This is a genomic window from Novipirellula methanifontis, from assembly GCF_052161655.1.
Taxonomy (GTDB): Bacteria; Planctomycetota; Planctomycetia; order Pirellulales; family Pirellulaceae; genus Novipirellula.
On the sequence record NZ_CP197418.1, the window covers coordinates 6,917,130 to 6,931,689 of the forward strand.

Annotated in this window: 11 protein-coding genes; 5 read left to right on the forward strand and 6 right to left on the reverse strand. The window is 54.0% G+C overall.

Annotated features, from left to right (window positions below; all coding sequences use genetic code 11):
• Positions 1-5: 5 nt before the first annotated feature.
• The 5 genes from SH528x_RS25160 to SH528x_RS25180 all read right to left on the reverse strand — a co-directional run bounded on the left by SH528x_RS25160 (position 6) and on the right by SH528x_RS25180 (position 8,257).
• A complete protein-coding gene (locus SH528x_RS25160; protein WP_442506200.1) occupies positions 6-3,248 on the reverse strand; it encodes an efflux RND transporter permease subunit in 3,243 nt (1,080 codons plus the stop codon).
• Positions 3,245-5,026: an efflux RND transporter periplasmic adaptor subunit gene (locus tag SH528x_RS25165; protein ID WP_442506201.1), complete on the reverse strand. Its 1,782-nt coding sequence runs from the start codon at positions 5,024-5,026 to the stop codon at positions 3,245-3,247. Before SH528x_RS25165 ends, SH528x_RS25160 begins: the two co-directional genes overlap by 4 nt.
• A 134-nt stretch (positions 5,027-5,160) precedes the next feature.
• Positions 5,161-5,877 (reverse strand): CerR family C-terminal domain-containing protein, encoded by a 717-nt coding sequence (locus SH528x_RS25170; RefSeq protein ID WP_442506202.1) that lies wholly within the window; start codon positions 5,875-5,877, stop codon positions 5,161-5,163.
• Between the two features lie 281 nt (positions 5,878-6,158).
• A complete protein-coding gene (locus SH528x_RS25175; protein WP_442506203.1) occupies positions 6,159-7,184 on the reverse strand; it encodes a zinc-binding alcohol dehydrogenase family protein in 1,026 nt (341 codons plus the stop codon).
• 242 nt (positions 7,185-7,426) lie between these two features.
• Positions 7,427-8,257 (reverse strand): amidohydrolase family protein, encoded by an 831-nt coding sequence (locus SH528x_RS25180; RefSeq protein WP_442506204.1) that lies wholly within the window; start codon positions 8,255-8,257, stop codon positions 7,427-7,429.
• Between the two features lie 170 nt (positions 8,258-8,427).
• Between SH528x_RS25180 and SH528x_RS25185 the strand changes: the two genes are divergently transcribed.
• The 5 genes from SH528x_RS25185 (at position 8,428) to SH528x_RS25205 (ending at position 14,153) form a co-directional block, all read left to right on the forward strand.
• Positions 8,428-9,660 carry a substrate-binding domain-containing protein gene (locus SH528x_RS25185; protein WP_442506205.1) on the forward strand — a complete coding sequence of 411 codons (1,233 nt, stop codon included), beginning with the start codon at positions 8,428-8,430 and terminating at the stop codon, positions 9,658-9,660.
• A 295-nt stretch (positions 9,661-9,955) separates the two neighbouring features.
• Entirely contained in the window at positions 9,956-10,531 is a 576-nt protein-coding gene (locus SH528x_RS25190; protein WP_442506206.1) for a superoxide dismutase family protein, read from the forward strand.
• A gap of 636 nt (positions 10,532-11,167) precedes the next feature.
• Complete coding sequence (locus tag SH528x_RS25195; RefSeq protein WP_442506207.1) at positions 11,168-12,097, forward strand: sigma-70 family RNA polymerase sigma factor; 930 nt, start codon at positions 11,168-11,170, stop codon at positions 12,095-12,097.
• Between the two features lie 419 nt (positions 12,098-12,516).
• The gene (locus SH528x_RS25200) at positions 12,517-13,416 is read left to right on the forward strand and encodes a leucine-rich repeat domain-containing protein (RefSeq protein ID WP_442506208.1); all 900 of its coding nucleotides are present in this window, start codon (positions 12,517-12,519) and stop codon (positions 13,414-13,416) included.
• Entirely contained in the window at positions 13,416-14,153 is a 738-nt protein-coding gene (locus SH528x_RS25205) for a zinc-dependent peptidase (protein WP_442506209.1), read from the forward strand. The genes SH528x_RS25200 and SH528x_RS25205 overlap by 1 nt, the downstream gene beginning before the upstream one ends.
• Positions 14,154-14,158: 5 nt before the next feature.
• On the opposite strand, the gene SH528x_RS25210 is transcribed toward SH528x_RS25205, so the two are convergent.
• A complete protein-coding gene (locus SH528x_RS25210; protein WP_442506210.1) occupies positions 14,159-14,467 on the reverse strand; it encodes a Dabb family protein in 309 nt (102 codons plus the stop codon).
• Between the last annotated feature and the right edge of the window lie 93 nt (positions 14,468-14,560).

The window sequence follows — 14,560 nt, forward strand, 5'->3', positions numbered from 1 at the left end:
TGTGGCTATTCATCCTCGATCGCTGAAAATCCGAGATGTTCAATCACCCAAATGTAGATCAGATAGAACACTGGGATCAGCAGCAACACGAGCGACGTCGCCAACATCAATCCGAATGCCAAGCTGGCGGCCATCGGGATCAACAACTGTGCCTGGAACGACTTTTCCATTAACAGCGGCAACAGCCCAGCGATCGTCGTTAAACTCGTCAACATGATCGGCCGGAATCGTCGTTCGCCCGATTCGATCAGGGCGATACGTGGCGGAACTCCGGCACGAACCCGTGAATTGATAAAGTCAATCAAGACAATCGAATCGTTGACCACCACTCCCGCCAGTGCCACGAGCCCAAACATGCTGAACAAGGTTAACGGCAACCCTAGAATCGCGTGTCCCCAAACGGCACCGATCATTCCAAAAGGCACAATGGCCAAGATTAGCAGCGGTTGGACGTAGCTGCGGAACTGCAACACCAACAAGACAAACATGCAAACGATCGCGATCCCAAACCCGACCATCAAACTGCCCACCGACTCGTTACTCTGCTCACGTTGCCCTTCCCAGCGGAGCGATACCGCAGGGTACTGCGTGAGCAACTGGGGAACAAAATCAGCTTGCAGTTCGCCGATGATCAAATCGGCATTGGCCGTCGTTTCATCCAAATCAGCCGATATCGTCACCGAACGCATCTGGTCGACACGGTTGATTTCCGAGAACCCTCGCTTCAGTTCCACATCGGCCAATTCGGTGATGGGGCTCTGTTTTCCATCAGCGGTACGAACGCGGATTTCGCGGAAATCCACCAAACTGTTACGTTCTTCTTCGGGATGCCGGACCATCAATTTGACTTCGTGCCGGCCTCGCTGCAACCGCATCACCTCGGCTCCGAAGTAAGCATTGCGAACCGTATCGCCCAGATCCATCGGCGTCACACCGGTGGCCAGTGCACGATCTTTGACTTTAAATTGGAACTCCCATTTCCCAGGTGTATTGTCATCGGCGATATCGTAAACGCCGCTGAAATCGGCCAATCTCGATTTGATCGCCTCGGTCGCAGCCAACAATTGATCGACGTTTTCGCTTTGCGCGAGCAGTTTGAACTCGATGGGTTTGCCACTTGGGCCGACACCGACCGAGCCATAGTTGATCTTCTCGACCCCCGCCAACTCGCCCACTTCCTCACGCCACATCGAAAGCAATAGATCGCTATGGATGTCGCGAATTTCGGTATCAAATAGCTCGACGAATACCTGGCCGAGATGGCTGCCACCGCCACCGTTTCCGCCCATCGGACCTTGCGTATTGGTGATCTTTCCATTCTCGCGATAGGTCAAGCGAACCGGTCCAGTCACTTTATCTACGGGCTGTTCATAGATTTCACTTGCCGAAATTCCGGTCTCAACTGCCCGCCGCTCAGCAACACGAATACTGACGCGACGTATCGCTTCTTCCATCGCCTGCGTCGCGCGATCCGTTTCCGAAGCCGAAGTGCCGTCTGGAAAAACCACCGTCGCTTGCAAAAAATTGTTATCCGACTTGGGAAACAAAATGCTCTTCACAATTCCGCCGCGGACCATCCCGATCGTAATGAGGAACATTGCGATTGCGACCGCGATCATGAACGGGGGATATCGCAGACTGAACTTGAGCGTGGGGACATAAAATCGAGTACAAACCCAATCCATTCCTTGCGTCGCTCGCACGCTGGCCCATCCCAACACCAGTCCAAACGGTCGCAGCGGATACATCACAACCGAAATCACGCGAAAGACGCCGTGATGCCGATGCGCCAAGTGACAGGGCAATACAAACGTGCTTTCCCACAACGAGATCAGCAACATCGCGATCACGGCAAAGGGTATCACCGCCATAAATTTGCCCATCACTCCCGACACAAAAAACATCGGCGAGAATGCGATCACGGTGGTCGTTACCGATGCTGCCACACTTGGCAATACCTCGGTCGCACCGTCGATCGCGGCGTCCAACAGTGACTTGCCCATCTGTTGGTGCGAGTAAATATTTTCGCCGATCACGATCGCATCATCGACGACGATGCCTAAAGCGACCAGGAACGAAAACAAACTCAGCATATTGAGCGTTTGGTCGCCCCATGACAACATCGCTCCGGCACCAAGAATCGAAATCGGAATACCGAGAGCGACCCAAACGGCCAAGCGAATTTCGAGAAACAACGCGAGTACCAGGAACACCAGAAACAAACCTTGCGCACCGTTTCGTAGCAACAGCGAAAGGCGGTCTCGTACATCCTTGCTGCTGTCGCCCCAGATCTCGAACCGATAGCCCTCGGGAAGCTCTTTCAGTTCCACGTATTCATAGACGGCGTCGACCATCGCCAGCAGGTCTTCGCTCTTGGTACGTTCGACGTTCACGACCATGGCCGGTTCGCCGTTGATTTCGCCGGTGGCGGTGACGTCCGCGAATTCGTCCTTGACCACGCCTAGATCGGCGACCGTCAACACGACTCCGTTGGGCTGAGTGACCAGCGGAAGCTTGGCAATTTCTTCGCCAATTCGTCCTTTATTTTTCGCACGCAGCAAGACTTCTTGGCCTTCGGATTTCAACAATCCGCCTGGCAACTCGACGTTCCGGTCTCGCAGAATCGACGCCACTTGGCTGAGTGACAATCCATAGCTGCGTAACGTCGCTTCGGGAATCTCGACATCGATCTGGTAATCGCGTGAACCCATGATCGATGCGGACGAGACCGCGTTAATTTGCAAAAGGTCGTCGCGAACCTCTTCGGCCACCTCACGCAATCGCAACTCGGCTTCTCGCGAACGGTCGTCAGGACCGACGACTCCGACACGAATGGCGGCTTCACGAAACGTGATCTGTTGAATTTGAGGATCTTCGGCCAATACGGGAAAGCTAGGAATCCGATTGACTTCGCGGTCGATCTCGGACATCACTTTTTGCACGTCTTTGACATCGCTGCGCAATTCCGCCAGCACATAGCCCGAGCCTTCTTGGGCAATCGAGGTGACCTTTTTGATCCCGTCGATCGCGCGAATCGCCTCTTCGATCTTTTGACAGATCGCTTCTTCGGTGTCTTGAGGTGTCGCGCCCGGATAGGGAACGGTCACCATCACGACTTCGAGTTCAAATTCGGGAAAAACTTCCCGACGCATTTTCCAAAGCGAAATGCCGCCGACTAACATGAGCGCCAACATCAAGACGTTCATGCCTGGCGAATTTTTGATCGCCCAACCAATAAACCGTTTCACTGAGCGGTCTCCTTGGTCATGTCCATTCGCAGGTCGGCAGACACATTGGTTGTCGCCGGCGTCGTTTGGGTTGCCACGCCGGCTGCTTCAAGCGTATTCATTCGGGCCGGCATCGTGTCTCCATCAACGGTGCCCACGGGGGAGACGACCACGTACGCGCCCGCTTTCATCCGTTGATCTTGGACCTCACAAACCCACCACTTTTTATCGCCATTTTGCAGGGGATTGTCTTGATCGGACTCCGCAAACACGCCGGCGACCGACAACGAATCGACGGGAAAGATCGAGTCGCGATTGACAATCCGTCCGGCCTGCCATGCAGTAGGATCAAATCCGGCAGCATCCGTTTCCGCTGTCGGATTTTCCGGAGCCTCGTCGTTTGCAGGGGCACCCTTTTCTGGGGTCGCCACCTTCGCCTCGGCTGCTGCCTTGGAAACCAAGGTTGTCCCTGTTGATTGATCCACTGCTTGATTTCCCTGCACCGACGATTGCGAGGAAACCTCAAGTACCGATTCGTCGGGGACAAATTCCCAGGCACGGTTGCCGGGCTTCATCGCCGCAGCGGGGATAACTACCAGCGGCGTTGTCGGCTGGATTAAAAGTTTGACGGTCACGTACATGCCACGTACCAGCGTCGAAGGGCCTGACAGCGATGCCGATCCGCCTTCGGTTTTAAATTCACTGGGATCATCGACGAGAATACGGACCGGAACCGTTCGCGTCGTGGGATCAAGTCCAATCCCGTCGTAGCTCAACAGTCGCCCGTCCCAGCGATAGACTTTGCCTTCGCGACCCGAAATTTCAAACTCGACGATCGCGGGCGTTTCGGGAATATCGTATCCCCGTCCCTCTCCTTTGACCGGGCTGACCGATCGATCGGCTTGATCAAGCACCCAATAAAGCTGGTCCATCCGTAAACTTGTGGCCACTTCGACTTTGGTGGTGTCCTCGATCGTGACGATCGTGCTACCACGAGCAACAAAGGTATTTAACTCAGCATCTTCGTTGACAATCACACCATCGATCGGCGAGCGGATTTCAGTTCGCTCGAGGTTGACGTTCGCAGTGTTCAATTGGGCGCCGGCCAAACGTTCGGATGCTTCCAATCGAGAGCGACGTTTGCGGAGCAATTCAAGTTGGTTTTCATAGCTGACTCGCTGCTGAGTGGATTGCAGAACGGCCCGTTTCGCTTTGTCGATTTCCCCTTCACTGGCAAATCCGCCCGGCAACGATTGCAACCTTTGCACTTCACGCTGCTGCAATGCTTCGTCTTCGATCGCGACTTCGATCAAACGTTTGGTGTTCGCCATTTCTTGGTCGACTTCACCCAGCGCCTCGTACTCTTGTTCTTTCAACCGAGTCAATCGCGTGACTTCGAGCTCGTAATCCGTCGGATCAATTCGCATTAACAAATCGTCTTTTTTGACAAAGGCACCTGCTTCGCACTGGTCGGATTTGAAGATAATTTTCCCCGCCACCTCTGTGGCGAGACGCACTTCACGAAACGGCACCACGGTGCCATCAACCTGCAACTGCAGTCGCTTGCCAAAATCGCTTAACGATTTGACTCGCTCGGTTCGTACCGGCGTTAACGATTTCATTCGCCCGGCGTAACTCGCATCCGCGGGTGGCCGCTGCGACGGCCCGACCTTTCCGAGCGCGATCACCGTCCCTACCGCGACCACCACAATCGCAAGCGGAATGATCACGTTGAACAAAAACCACGATGGCGTAAAAACGTGTCGGGTTGCCGGAGGATGTTTTGGGTCAGGATTCATAGGTGAAACCGAGGGATCCGGTGAATGTCCAGCGTCAATGGATCGAGACGCTTCGGACGACGGCGAAAAAGCCGCGTCAGTATGTTTAGAAAGAGTGGGAGAAGTCATGTTATATAAGTGATGAAAACGACGTTCTATTGTTTTTCTTCGATGGGTTTGGCACGAGCGTCAATTAACTCAGTGAGCTGTGTCTTGTGGTCCAACAACGCGGCCTGGTCCGCCGACGCCAAGATCACCGCCGTGATGTGATGGCTGAGCGAACGAACGTCATAATGCTCCGCCCGCTCGGAATCGGGAATCAAAATCTTCACGACGCCGCCGCTGACTCGGTAATAAAGGCATTGCCCGACCGCGCTGAGCGCCAATTGATCGATCACATGCTGGGGCACGGGACGACCGAGAATGGACTGCACCGCATTGCGAATCTGATCGAACATGGGGCGGAAAAAATCGTTCACCATCTCGCGAAACACCGAAGTAGGATTCTGCATCTCACGTAAAAACAGCTCGGTTTCCCAGCCTCCTTCGTCATCGGTCAACATCCGCGACAGCAGCGTTTGGACAAGACAAAAAAGGTCGTAACGAGGTTCGTCACCGATCGATTCCGGAACCGGAAACGCATGCTCGCGTGAATGACGCACGTACTCCATCACTTCGCGATAGAGCCCTAGCTTGTCGCCAAAGTAGTATCCCACCGAGGCAATGTTGACGTTGGCTTCGCCGCAAATCTCGCGAACCGTCGCTCGATTAAAGCCACGATTAGCAAACACCGCCCCCCCGGCCATTAATAACCGGGTGCGAGTATCGGCAGCCACATCTCGCGGCGGAAGAGAAGAATTGGTCTCAGACAAGCGATCACCCTATGTCTCATTTTAAACAACTGTTTTAAACAATCGTTTGAAATGGTGATGATGTCAAGTCGGAAAAGCGGAAATGCTCTAGGCCACCCTTCCGCCAAACAGGACGATCCGTTTCATTAAGTCCAGCCGCGGATACGACTTACGGCACCTAGACCACGAAGGATGGCGGGATGGAAAGCGTGCTGCGAGAGCACGCCATGGGCTGCCGGAACGACAAACAAGGCGGCGAATTCTGATTAATCGCCGACTCGTTGCCGAAGTAAGGCTGATTTTTAAACCACTTCGATGATGGCTTTGATCACGCCCGTTTCGGGCTTGGTGAACGATTCAAAATCGTTGATGACACCGTCAAAGCTGGTTCGGTGGGTAATCCAAGGATCGGTATTGATCGTGCCGTCCTCGATCAGCCCAATGATTCGAGTGAAGTCTGGTGGCAGGGCGTTGCGGGAAGCCAAAATCGTCGCTTCGGGCCGATGCATTACGGGGTGCTTGAAAGTCAATTCGTCGGTCGTGATGCCGACATAGACAAGACGTCCGGTCGGCGCCAGGTACTGGAGTGCTCCCGACATCGAATATTTGTTGCCAGTGGCGTCGGTGATCACTTGGAACATGTCGCCGCCGGTCAACTCTTTCATTCGTTCGACTTCGCTGCCATCCCCTTTGAACAGCACGGTGTTTTCGATTCCGTAGTTTTCACGAACAAAATCGAGTCGGCCTTGGTTCATGTCCATCACGCTAATGGTCGCGTCGGTCAGCCGAGCGAACTCGAGTGTCGCCAATCCAATCGGTCCCATCCCAATGATCAACGCATGGTCGCCTTTTTCCGGAGCTCCGCGGTCGTTTGCGTGGCATCCGATGGCCAAGGTTTCTACGAGCGCCAATTGATCGTAGGACAACTTGGTCGACGGATGCAATTTATCCGCACGCACTAAGAACGATTCGCAAAGACCGCCGTCCATCATCACGCCAATGACTTTTAGGTTTTGGCAACAATTGATGGCTCCGCGACGGCACGCGTAACATTCACCACAATTCATGTACGGTTCGATGCTGCAGCGATCTCCGGCTTTGACATTGGTAACCCCTTCGCCGACCGAAACGACTTCGACGCCGAGCTCGTGCCCTGGAATCCGTGGGAAATCAAAGAAAGGAAACTTACCCAGGTAGCAACTGATATCGGTTCCACAAACGCCCATCCGATGAGTGCGAACGAGTGCTTGGCCGGCGGACGGTGCCGCAGGCTCGTCGATGTCCACTTGCTTTAACGTTTTGAGTTCCGAGATTTGAATGGCACGCATGGTAAGGATCTGTCCGTACGAGATGGTTTGAAGATGGAAGTGGTTTTAAAAGGAGAGCCGACGGCTCAAATTGAAGCAAACTGATGCAGACGAAAGACATCGAGGCAGACGAAAACTAAGCAGTTAGGCAGGAGTCTTTCAGTAAATTGGCCGTTTTGGCGCTAGCCACGGTTCCGGCGCTGAACCGGGGCTAGCGCCCAAACGGCTAACGGGATTTCACCCAGTGATTCCTGCCTACCTGATCAGAGTTGGTATTCGCGAATCGCATTGTTGGCGAAGAAGTCGTTTTGTTCGTCTTGTGACAATTCGCTCGCCAGCTCGCGAACGACACCCAACCAACGCGAATATTCGCTGGCCAACAGACATACAGGCCAATCACTAGCATACATCATTCGTTTTGGGCCAAAGGCTTCTAACGCGATGTCCCAATACGGCCGGAGCGTTTCAATATCCCACGAGGGATCACGAACTTCGGTGGCGATGCCCGAGAATTTGCAGGCGACGTTTTCGCGTTTGGCCAATTCCCGAAAGTAAACCTCCCAGTTCTGGTCAAACTCAGCCTTCTTGATTGTCGGTTTAGCGACATGATCCAGCACGAACACTTGGTCGGGATGTTGGCTGGCAAATTCGACTGCGGCGGGCAATTGACGAGCAAAGATCAAAATATCGTAAACCAGACCGCGATCTTTCAGCAGCGAGACTCCGCGATTGAAATCGCTGCCGAGCAAAAATCGATCATCCGGCTCGTCTTGAACCACATGCCGGACTCCTTTTAGCATTTTGGCGTCGGCGTAGCGATCCAATGATTTTTCGACATCGACGGCGGCAAGCGGAACCCAGCCCACGACGCCGCGGACGAGGGGCTCGGTTTCGGCGAATTGAAGCAAGTCGTCGGTTTCCGATAACGATTGCCGAGCCTGGACCGAGACAAACCCGGTGATCGCCGATTCGCTGGAAATTTGTCGGAGTTCCGCAGTCCAAAAATCCTGCTTTAACACGGACATTTCATCCGAAATCCATCCGTATTGTTCGGCAGAATACTTCCACAAATGATGATGGCAATCAATCAGCATTGAACTTCAAGCGACGTTAGAGAAAAACGATCCGCAGCACGCCAAGGCGGTGCAGCCGGGGGGAGTAAGACGAATGAACGATACCCGCTGCGGTATTCGACTACAATCCACTTTTGCGTCACGCTCTATCAATTTTGCGTCACCCGTGATTTCTAGAAAGAACCCAGGCAATGGCAGTGGCAGATCGCAAGGTTGCGTTATTAATCGAAACTTCGAAAGCATTTGGCCGCGGATTACTGACGGGGATTGGGCGGTATGCACGACTGCACCAGAGGTGGTCGATCTACGTGGAAGAGCGGGGATTGGACGACCCGATCCCGCGGTGGCTGCTTGCCGCTCCATCGGCAGCCGACCGCTTTGATGGAATGCTGATTCGATCGCTGCGACTCGAAACGATGAAGCAAGCGTCGGAATTGGGAATCCCGGCAGTCTATCTTGGCGAAGAAAATCCGGACGGCACCATCGCCGTGTCTAACGATGACCGAGCCTGCGCAAGGCTGGCGGCCGAACATTTGCTCGAACGTAACTTTCGCTCCTTTGGTTACGTGGGGCTCCGCGGCTACGGTTGGTCCGAATCTCGCCGTGATTGTTTTGCACAGTGCATTGAGCAATCCGGATTTCCTTGTGCCATTATCGATATGAGTACCGAACCGCGGCATCATGAAGCTTGGTACCAACATCGCGACGAACTCGCGAACTGGATTGCGTCGCTACCCAAACCGGTTGCAGTGATGGCGTGTTACGACGCCACCGCCCGAACGTTGCTGGACGTTTGCCGCCAACATCACTGGCTTGTTCCAGAACAGGTCGCGGTGGTGGGCGTAGACAATGACCAAGTGTTATGCGAGTTGAGTGATCCACCGCTGACGAGTGTTGCCCTGGACACCGAAACGATTGGTTACGAAGCCGCCCGATTGCTGGATCAACTGATGCAGACAAACTCTCACACTGACGCAAAATTGCCCAAGTCGATCGTTGTGCCACCGCGGGGAGTTGAGCTGCGGCGAAGTACGCAAACCGATGCGATCGACGATCCCGAAATTGCTTTGGCACTCGGTTTCATTCGTCGCCGCGCGTGTGATGGAATCGGCGTTCCGGACGTACTCGCCCATGTGGCCGCATCACCAAAAATGAACTCGACGCCGAAAACGACCCTGTCTCGGCGAACGCTGGAGCGGCGGTTCCATGCCGCAACCGGCCATTCTCCACTCGATGCGATCCGCGAGGCGAGGATCCAGCGGGTAAAATCGTTGCTATGTGAATCGACCCTGAAATTGGAGGATGTCGCGTTTTCGAGTGGCTTTCAATATCCCGCCTATATGGCGAGCCAATTCCGCGCAAGCGAGGGGATGACCCCTGGCGAATATCGGAAACTGCACCAGAAGAGGCTAAAAAGCTCGTAAATCCCGATGCGGCTAGACATTCCCAAACAACGTGAGCTGAGGTTACAACCGAACTTCACGCAACATTCCAACAATTTACATTGCATCTGCTGGAAAATCGGAACGACCTTTGCGGCAAAGGTAAAGAGTGCGGTTCCAGCGTGGAAAGCTGGCCGACAATGATCAAATGCATCGTTTTGGAAAAACATGATTTGGGCAAACGACTTGCATTCACTTAATGTGTACAATCGCTAACTTAGAAAACGTTAACCAAATCGCTCCTTCCCCATTCCCCCCTTACAACGAGAGACGATCGATGAAACTGGGTTTTATGAAAACAATGGCACTGGTTGCGCTCGCCGCATGGTTTGTTGCTCCTGTCGCAAATGCTGAAGAAAAGCACTCGCACGACCATGCTCACGGCGAGCTGCCAACGCTTGGCGTTTGCGTATTGATGCCGACCAAGGACAACAAGGCACGCGGCACGCTGCGTTTGGTGCAAAAGGGCGACGAGCTTGTGATCTCAGGCAAAGTTCGCAACCTAACTCCCGGCGAACACGGCTTCCACATCCATGAGTTCGGCGATCGCCGTGCTGCCGATGGAACTTCGGCTGGTGGTCACTTCAACCCAGCTGGACATGATCACGGCGGTCCCGGTGCTCACAGCCACGCAGGTGACCTTGGAAACATTCTTGCCGACGATCAAGGTGTTGCCACTGTCAACGTGACCACCAAGGACACCGCGCTGCACTTCATCCTTGGACGTTCGTTTGTTGTGCACGCCGGCAAAGACGACCTCAAGAGCCAACCGTCGGGTGACGCTGGCCCACGTGTTGCCGTTGGAATCGTTGGAATCGGCAACGAAAGCTTCAAAGCTGCTGGGAACAAATAATTCGTTCATATTGAACGCCCCCGAATTGGCTTAAACGCTATTCCATTTTTGAAACGCTGTCGGATTTAGATCCGGCAGCGTTTTTTTGTTGTAGCGGTGCAGCGTGACCTGCCCGGTTAGTGCCAAAGTAGATGGCATTGGCCGTGAGGCACCGGGTGACCGCGCGCACCCATTGTCGGCCAGCTTTCCAAGCTGGAACCGCCAGCGCCGAACGTCGCATCCAAATCGAACGTGGTCTCTCTCTCGCATCGATCGAAAAACGTGAAGCACGCCAACGGCTTGGAAAGCCGAGCGACAATTGGCTCGATCCTGTGAGCCCATGGCTCACCTCGTTTGCCTAACCGCTTGGCTCGACCGTGTTCGGCAATCTTTCAGCAACCCAAGGGGGCCGCCTAATCGGAATAATCGGAAACACTCGTCCGCTTTGCCGGAAACTGAAGTCAGAGTCAAGAACTTGCCGATGCTAGCATTGTTCACCTGACCTCCACCCCGTCGAATGCGACTTTCGCGTCACGTTTCCTCCCCTTAGTTTGACGATTTTGGTGCTCACACCCTTCCAATGTGTGCCGCAACCTTTTGGATTGAACAACGTGATGGACGAAAGCCGATGTTCGACCACTAGCGTCCGAGTAATCCATGTCACAAATCGAAGAACTTTCTAGCGACGTCGAGTCCGAAGTTGATACCGAACTTGCGGAGTCTCGAATTCGTCCGTCCAAGCGAGCCACTCCCCGCAGCAGTGCGGCACAGTCTCCCTTGGAAACTTATTTGCGCGAGATCAACGAAACGGCTTTGTTATCTGCGGATGACGAGACCGAACTGGCAACGCGAATCGCACAAGGCGATGCGTTGGCTCGCGACCGTATGGTTCGCGCCAATTTGCGTTTGGTCGTTAACATCGCCCGCGGCTACACCGGCAAAGGCCTGGGGCTGCAAGACTTGATCGAAGAGGGCAACCTTGGCCTGTTGCGTGCCGTCGAAGGGTTCGACCCAACGATGGGAACACGCTTCAGTACCTACGCCAGCTACTGGATCAAACAGTCGATCAAACGCGCGTTGATCAACAGTGCCAAGACCATTCGCATCCCCGCGTACATGGTCGAACTGCTGAGCAAATGGCGAAGGGCGACTGCACGTTTGAGCGAAGAACTTGGCCGCACCCCATCGAACGAGGAGATCGCTCGATTGTTGGGACTTCCGAAAAAGAAGCTGCCGATTATTCGCAAGGCGATTCGCATCAGCAACAGCACGCCCCAGAGCGACCAAACCGAATCGGGATGGTCTCTTGGCGACATGGTGATGGACGAGCGTTTGAAGGCTCCCGACGAGGAAATGCTTGACCATGACATCCTGCGTCATGCGATGGAACTGCTCGGTGATCTCGAAGAACGCGAAGCCACCGTACTGAAACTACGTTTCGGTCTGGAAGGATGCGATCCGAAGACGCTGAAGGAAATCGGAGCCGAACTGGGTTTGACTCGCGAACGCGTTCGCCAGATCGAGACCGAAGCGCTACGACGCCTCGCCGATGGTTTGACGGATCCTCACGAGCGATTGTTTGGCTGAGCAGCCCCTCGATCGCGAAACTAGCGTTAGAAACCTTAAGTTACGTCGGCTCGGTTTTGCCGCCTCAAAACCGGACGGAACTTAAGTGTTTTGGCACTAGCGTGAAACCAGCACGAACCAAGGCCGATGACGAGTCGGTCTAAAGTGCAAAAACTCTTGTGCGAAAATGGCTTTCCGTTTTGTCGGGTGGAGTCGGACAGACGGAAATCCAGGTTGGATGGCAGGCAATTCCACGTCGATTTACCGACAGGAAGCCTATCCCTCGAGCCTATCCAACGTTGGTCGACAGCGGGGGATGTGGGAACACGGCGGGAATTGGACTAGAATGGGCAGCATATCATTTGCCCACTTCAATGCCTGCGACGCGGCTGACACTTGCCGCCCAGGTCCCACCTGCTTGTACTTCGAGAGACTCTCGCATGCCAGTTTTGAATCCCACCTCTGCTTTTCTGCTCACTCTGCTAGTTGCCCTTCCTGCCGCTGCACTTCGTGGCGAAGACAAGGAAAAGGCTCCCAAGGAAGCCGCTGCAAAAGAGGCTCCCGCCAAACCGGCCCCATCCCTATTTCCGGACCCTGCACTCGAAGCCGCAGTGCGGGCCGAAGTGTTTGCGAAACGCAACAACACCGAAGCCATTACTAAAGAAGATGTGGCCAACATCTCTCGCGTGGTTGGCAAGGGAAAGAAGATCAAGAGCCTCGATGGCCTCCAGCATTGCCAAGCGTTGATGCTGATCGATCTTGCGGACAACGAGATCACCGACCTGACGCCGATCGCGGAACTGAAACGACTGCAATCAGTCACTCTGGCCAACAACAAAATCACCGACATCAAACCGCTTGCGGGCTTGACCGCGATGCAGCTTTTGGATTTGGCGGGCAACAGCGTCAGCGACACCTCGCCGCTCGAAAAAATGGCTAATTTGAGAACGCTGTATCTGGCGAAGAACAAGCTAACCTCGATCGACGGAATCAAGGGTCTCAACAAGATTTGGTCGCTCGATGTCTCGGAGAACCAGTTAACCGACCTCGAACCTGTTCGTAATTTGGGATGGCTGTCCACTCTGGATATCGCGGGCAACCAAATCACCTCGCTTGAACCGATCACGGGGTTGCGAGAGTTGAGCATGTTGATCATGTCGCGAAACAAGATCGCCGACTTGTCACCGTTGGTGGAAATGTGTCGCAAGGATTTCCAGGGTGAACGACGGTTTGCTCCGTTTATGCAGGTGTACCTCGGTGAGAACCCGATCGACGCCAAAAAACTCGAGGCACAAAGTGCGGAACTGGTATCCTTCGGGGTCGAGGTCAATCAAAAATAATGTGGTCCTTTTTTCGCAACCGCCGTCGACGAGCGTGGTTGGCGGTTGCGTTACCAGAACCGCAACTGCAGATCCTGAAACAGAACGTTCCTGCGTTCAACCGCTTGCAACCGGACCTGCAAAATCGAATTCTCGATTGCGTTCGCATTTTGATCGCTGAACGCAATTGGGAGGGTTGTGAGGGGCTGGATGTTTCGGATGAAATGAAGACGACCATCGCGGGCCATGCCGCATTCATCTTGCTCTGTTCCGGAGACTATTATTTCGATGGCGTGACCACGATTTTGGTTTACCCCGACGTGATGGTGCGAAACCGCAACGGCGTGCTTCAGCACACCGTCGGTGAAGCCTGGGACAACGGCGGCGTGATCTTGTCGTGGCCCGAAGTCCTGTTGGCCTCTGACCACAACGACGGACGCAATGTCGTGATTCACGAATTCGCTCATCACTTAGATGGGCTTGATGGCGAAATGGGCGGCTCGATTTCGTTTGACAAAAACGCCGACCAAGCGGCGTGGAACGACATCGCCGGACAAGAGTTCAAGCAACTCGTACACGACGTCGATGCGGGACGTCGAACGTTATTGGACCCGTACGGCGCGACCAACGAGGCCGAATTTTTCGCCGTTGCCAGCGAATGCTTTTTTGAACGGCCACAGCCGATGCAGGGTCGACATCCGGAATTGTTCCGATTGCTAAAGACCTATTACCGGATCGACCCACGAGACTGGCATTAAGCTGTTTAACGCAAATTGCTGTCACAAACCTTCACTTCGGCCCAGGACTCTTTGTTTTCGGCGATGAACTGCAAATGCCGCTCGGCGACTTGGTAGGCATCATGTGCCGCACGATCAGCGAAAACGGTGTGTAGTGATACGTCAAAATCGTGGTTAACGGGACGATTGAGGTCTTTCACACGCGTGCCGACGGCAAACTCGACAAGCCCGTCGTGGTTGTTGAGATACTTTTCACAAGCTTCGACAAGCGTTTGAACCGCTTCGTCGCTGCGGTCTTTCAAAGTGAAAAAAACGTGATGAGCCAAACGAGTCATGGAGAGTGCTTTACTGAACGGTAGGTATTGTGGCGTAATTCCCCATCCAGAATTCCGTAGAATCCTGGATGGGGCCAAGACAACGTAAGTGTG

Bases quoted from the DNA above. Each gene is read 5' to 3' on its own strand.
- SH528x_RS25165 (WP_442506201.1), bottom strand. From the start codon at position 5,026: ATGAATCCTGACCCAAAACATCCTCCGGCAACCCGACACGTTTTTACG.
- SH528x_RS25175 (WP_442506203.1), bottom strand. From the start codon at position 7,184: ATGCGTGCCATTCAAATCTCGGAACTCAAAACGTTAAAGCAAGTGGAC.
- SH528x_RS25200 (WP_442506208.1), top strand. From the start codon at position 12,517: ATGCCAGTTTTGAATCCCACCTCTGCTTTTCTGCTCACTCTGCTAGTT.
- SH528x_RS25185 (WP_442506205.1), top strand. From the start codon at position 8,428: ATGGCAGTGGCAGATCGCAAGGTTGCGTTATTAATCGAAACTTCGAAA.
- SH528x_RS25195 (WP_442506207.1), top strand. From the start codon at position 11,168: ATGTCACAAATCGAAGAACTTTCTAGCGACGTCGAGTCCGAAGTTGAT.
- SH528x_RS25210 (WP_442506210.1), bottom strand. From the start codon at position 14,467: ATGACTCGTTTGGCTCATCACGTTTTTTTCACTTTGAAAGACCGCAGC.
- SH528x_RS25190 (WP_442506206.1), top strand. From the start codon at position 9,956: ATGAAACTGGGTTTTATGAAAACAATGGCACTGGTTGCGCTCGCCGCA.
- SH528x_RS25205 (WP_442506209.1), top strand. From the start codon at position 13,416: ATGTGGTCCTTTTTTCGCAACCGCCGTCGACGAGCGTGGTTGGCGGTT.
- SH528x_RS25180 (WP_442506204.1), bottom strand. From the start codon at position 8,257: ATGCTGATTGATTGCCATCATCATTTGTGGAAGTATTCTGCCGAACAA.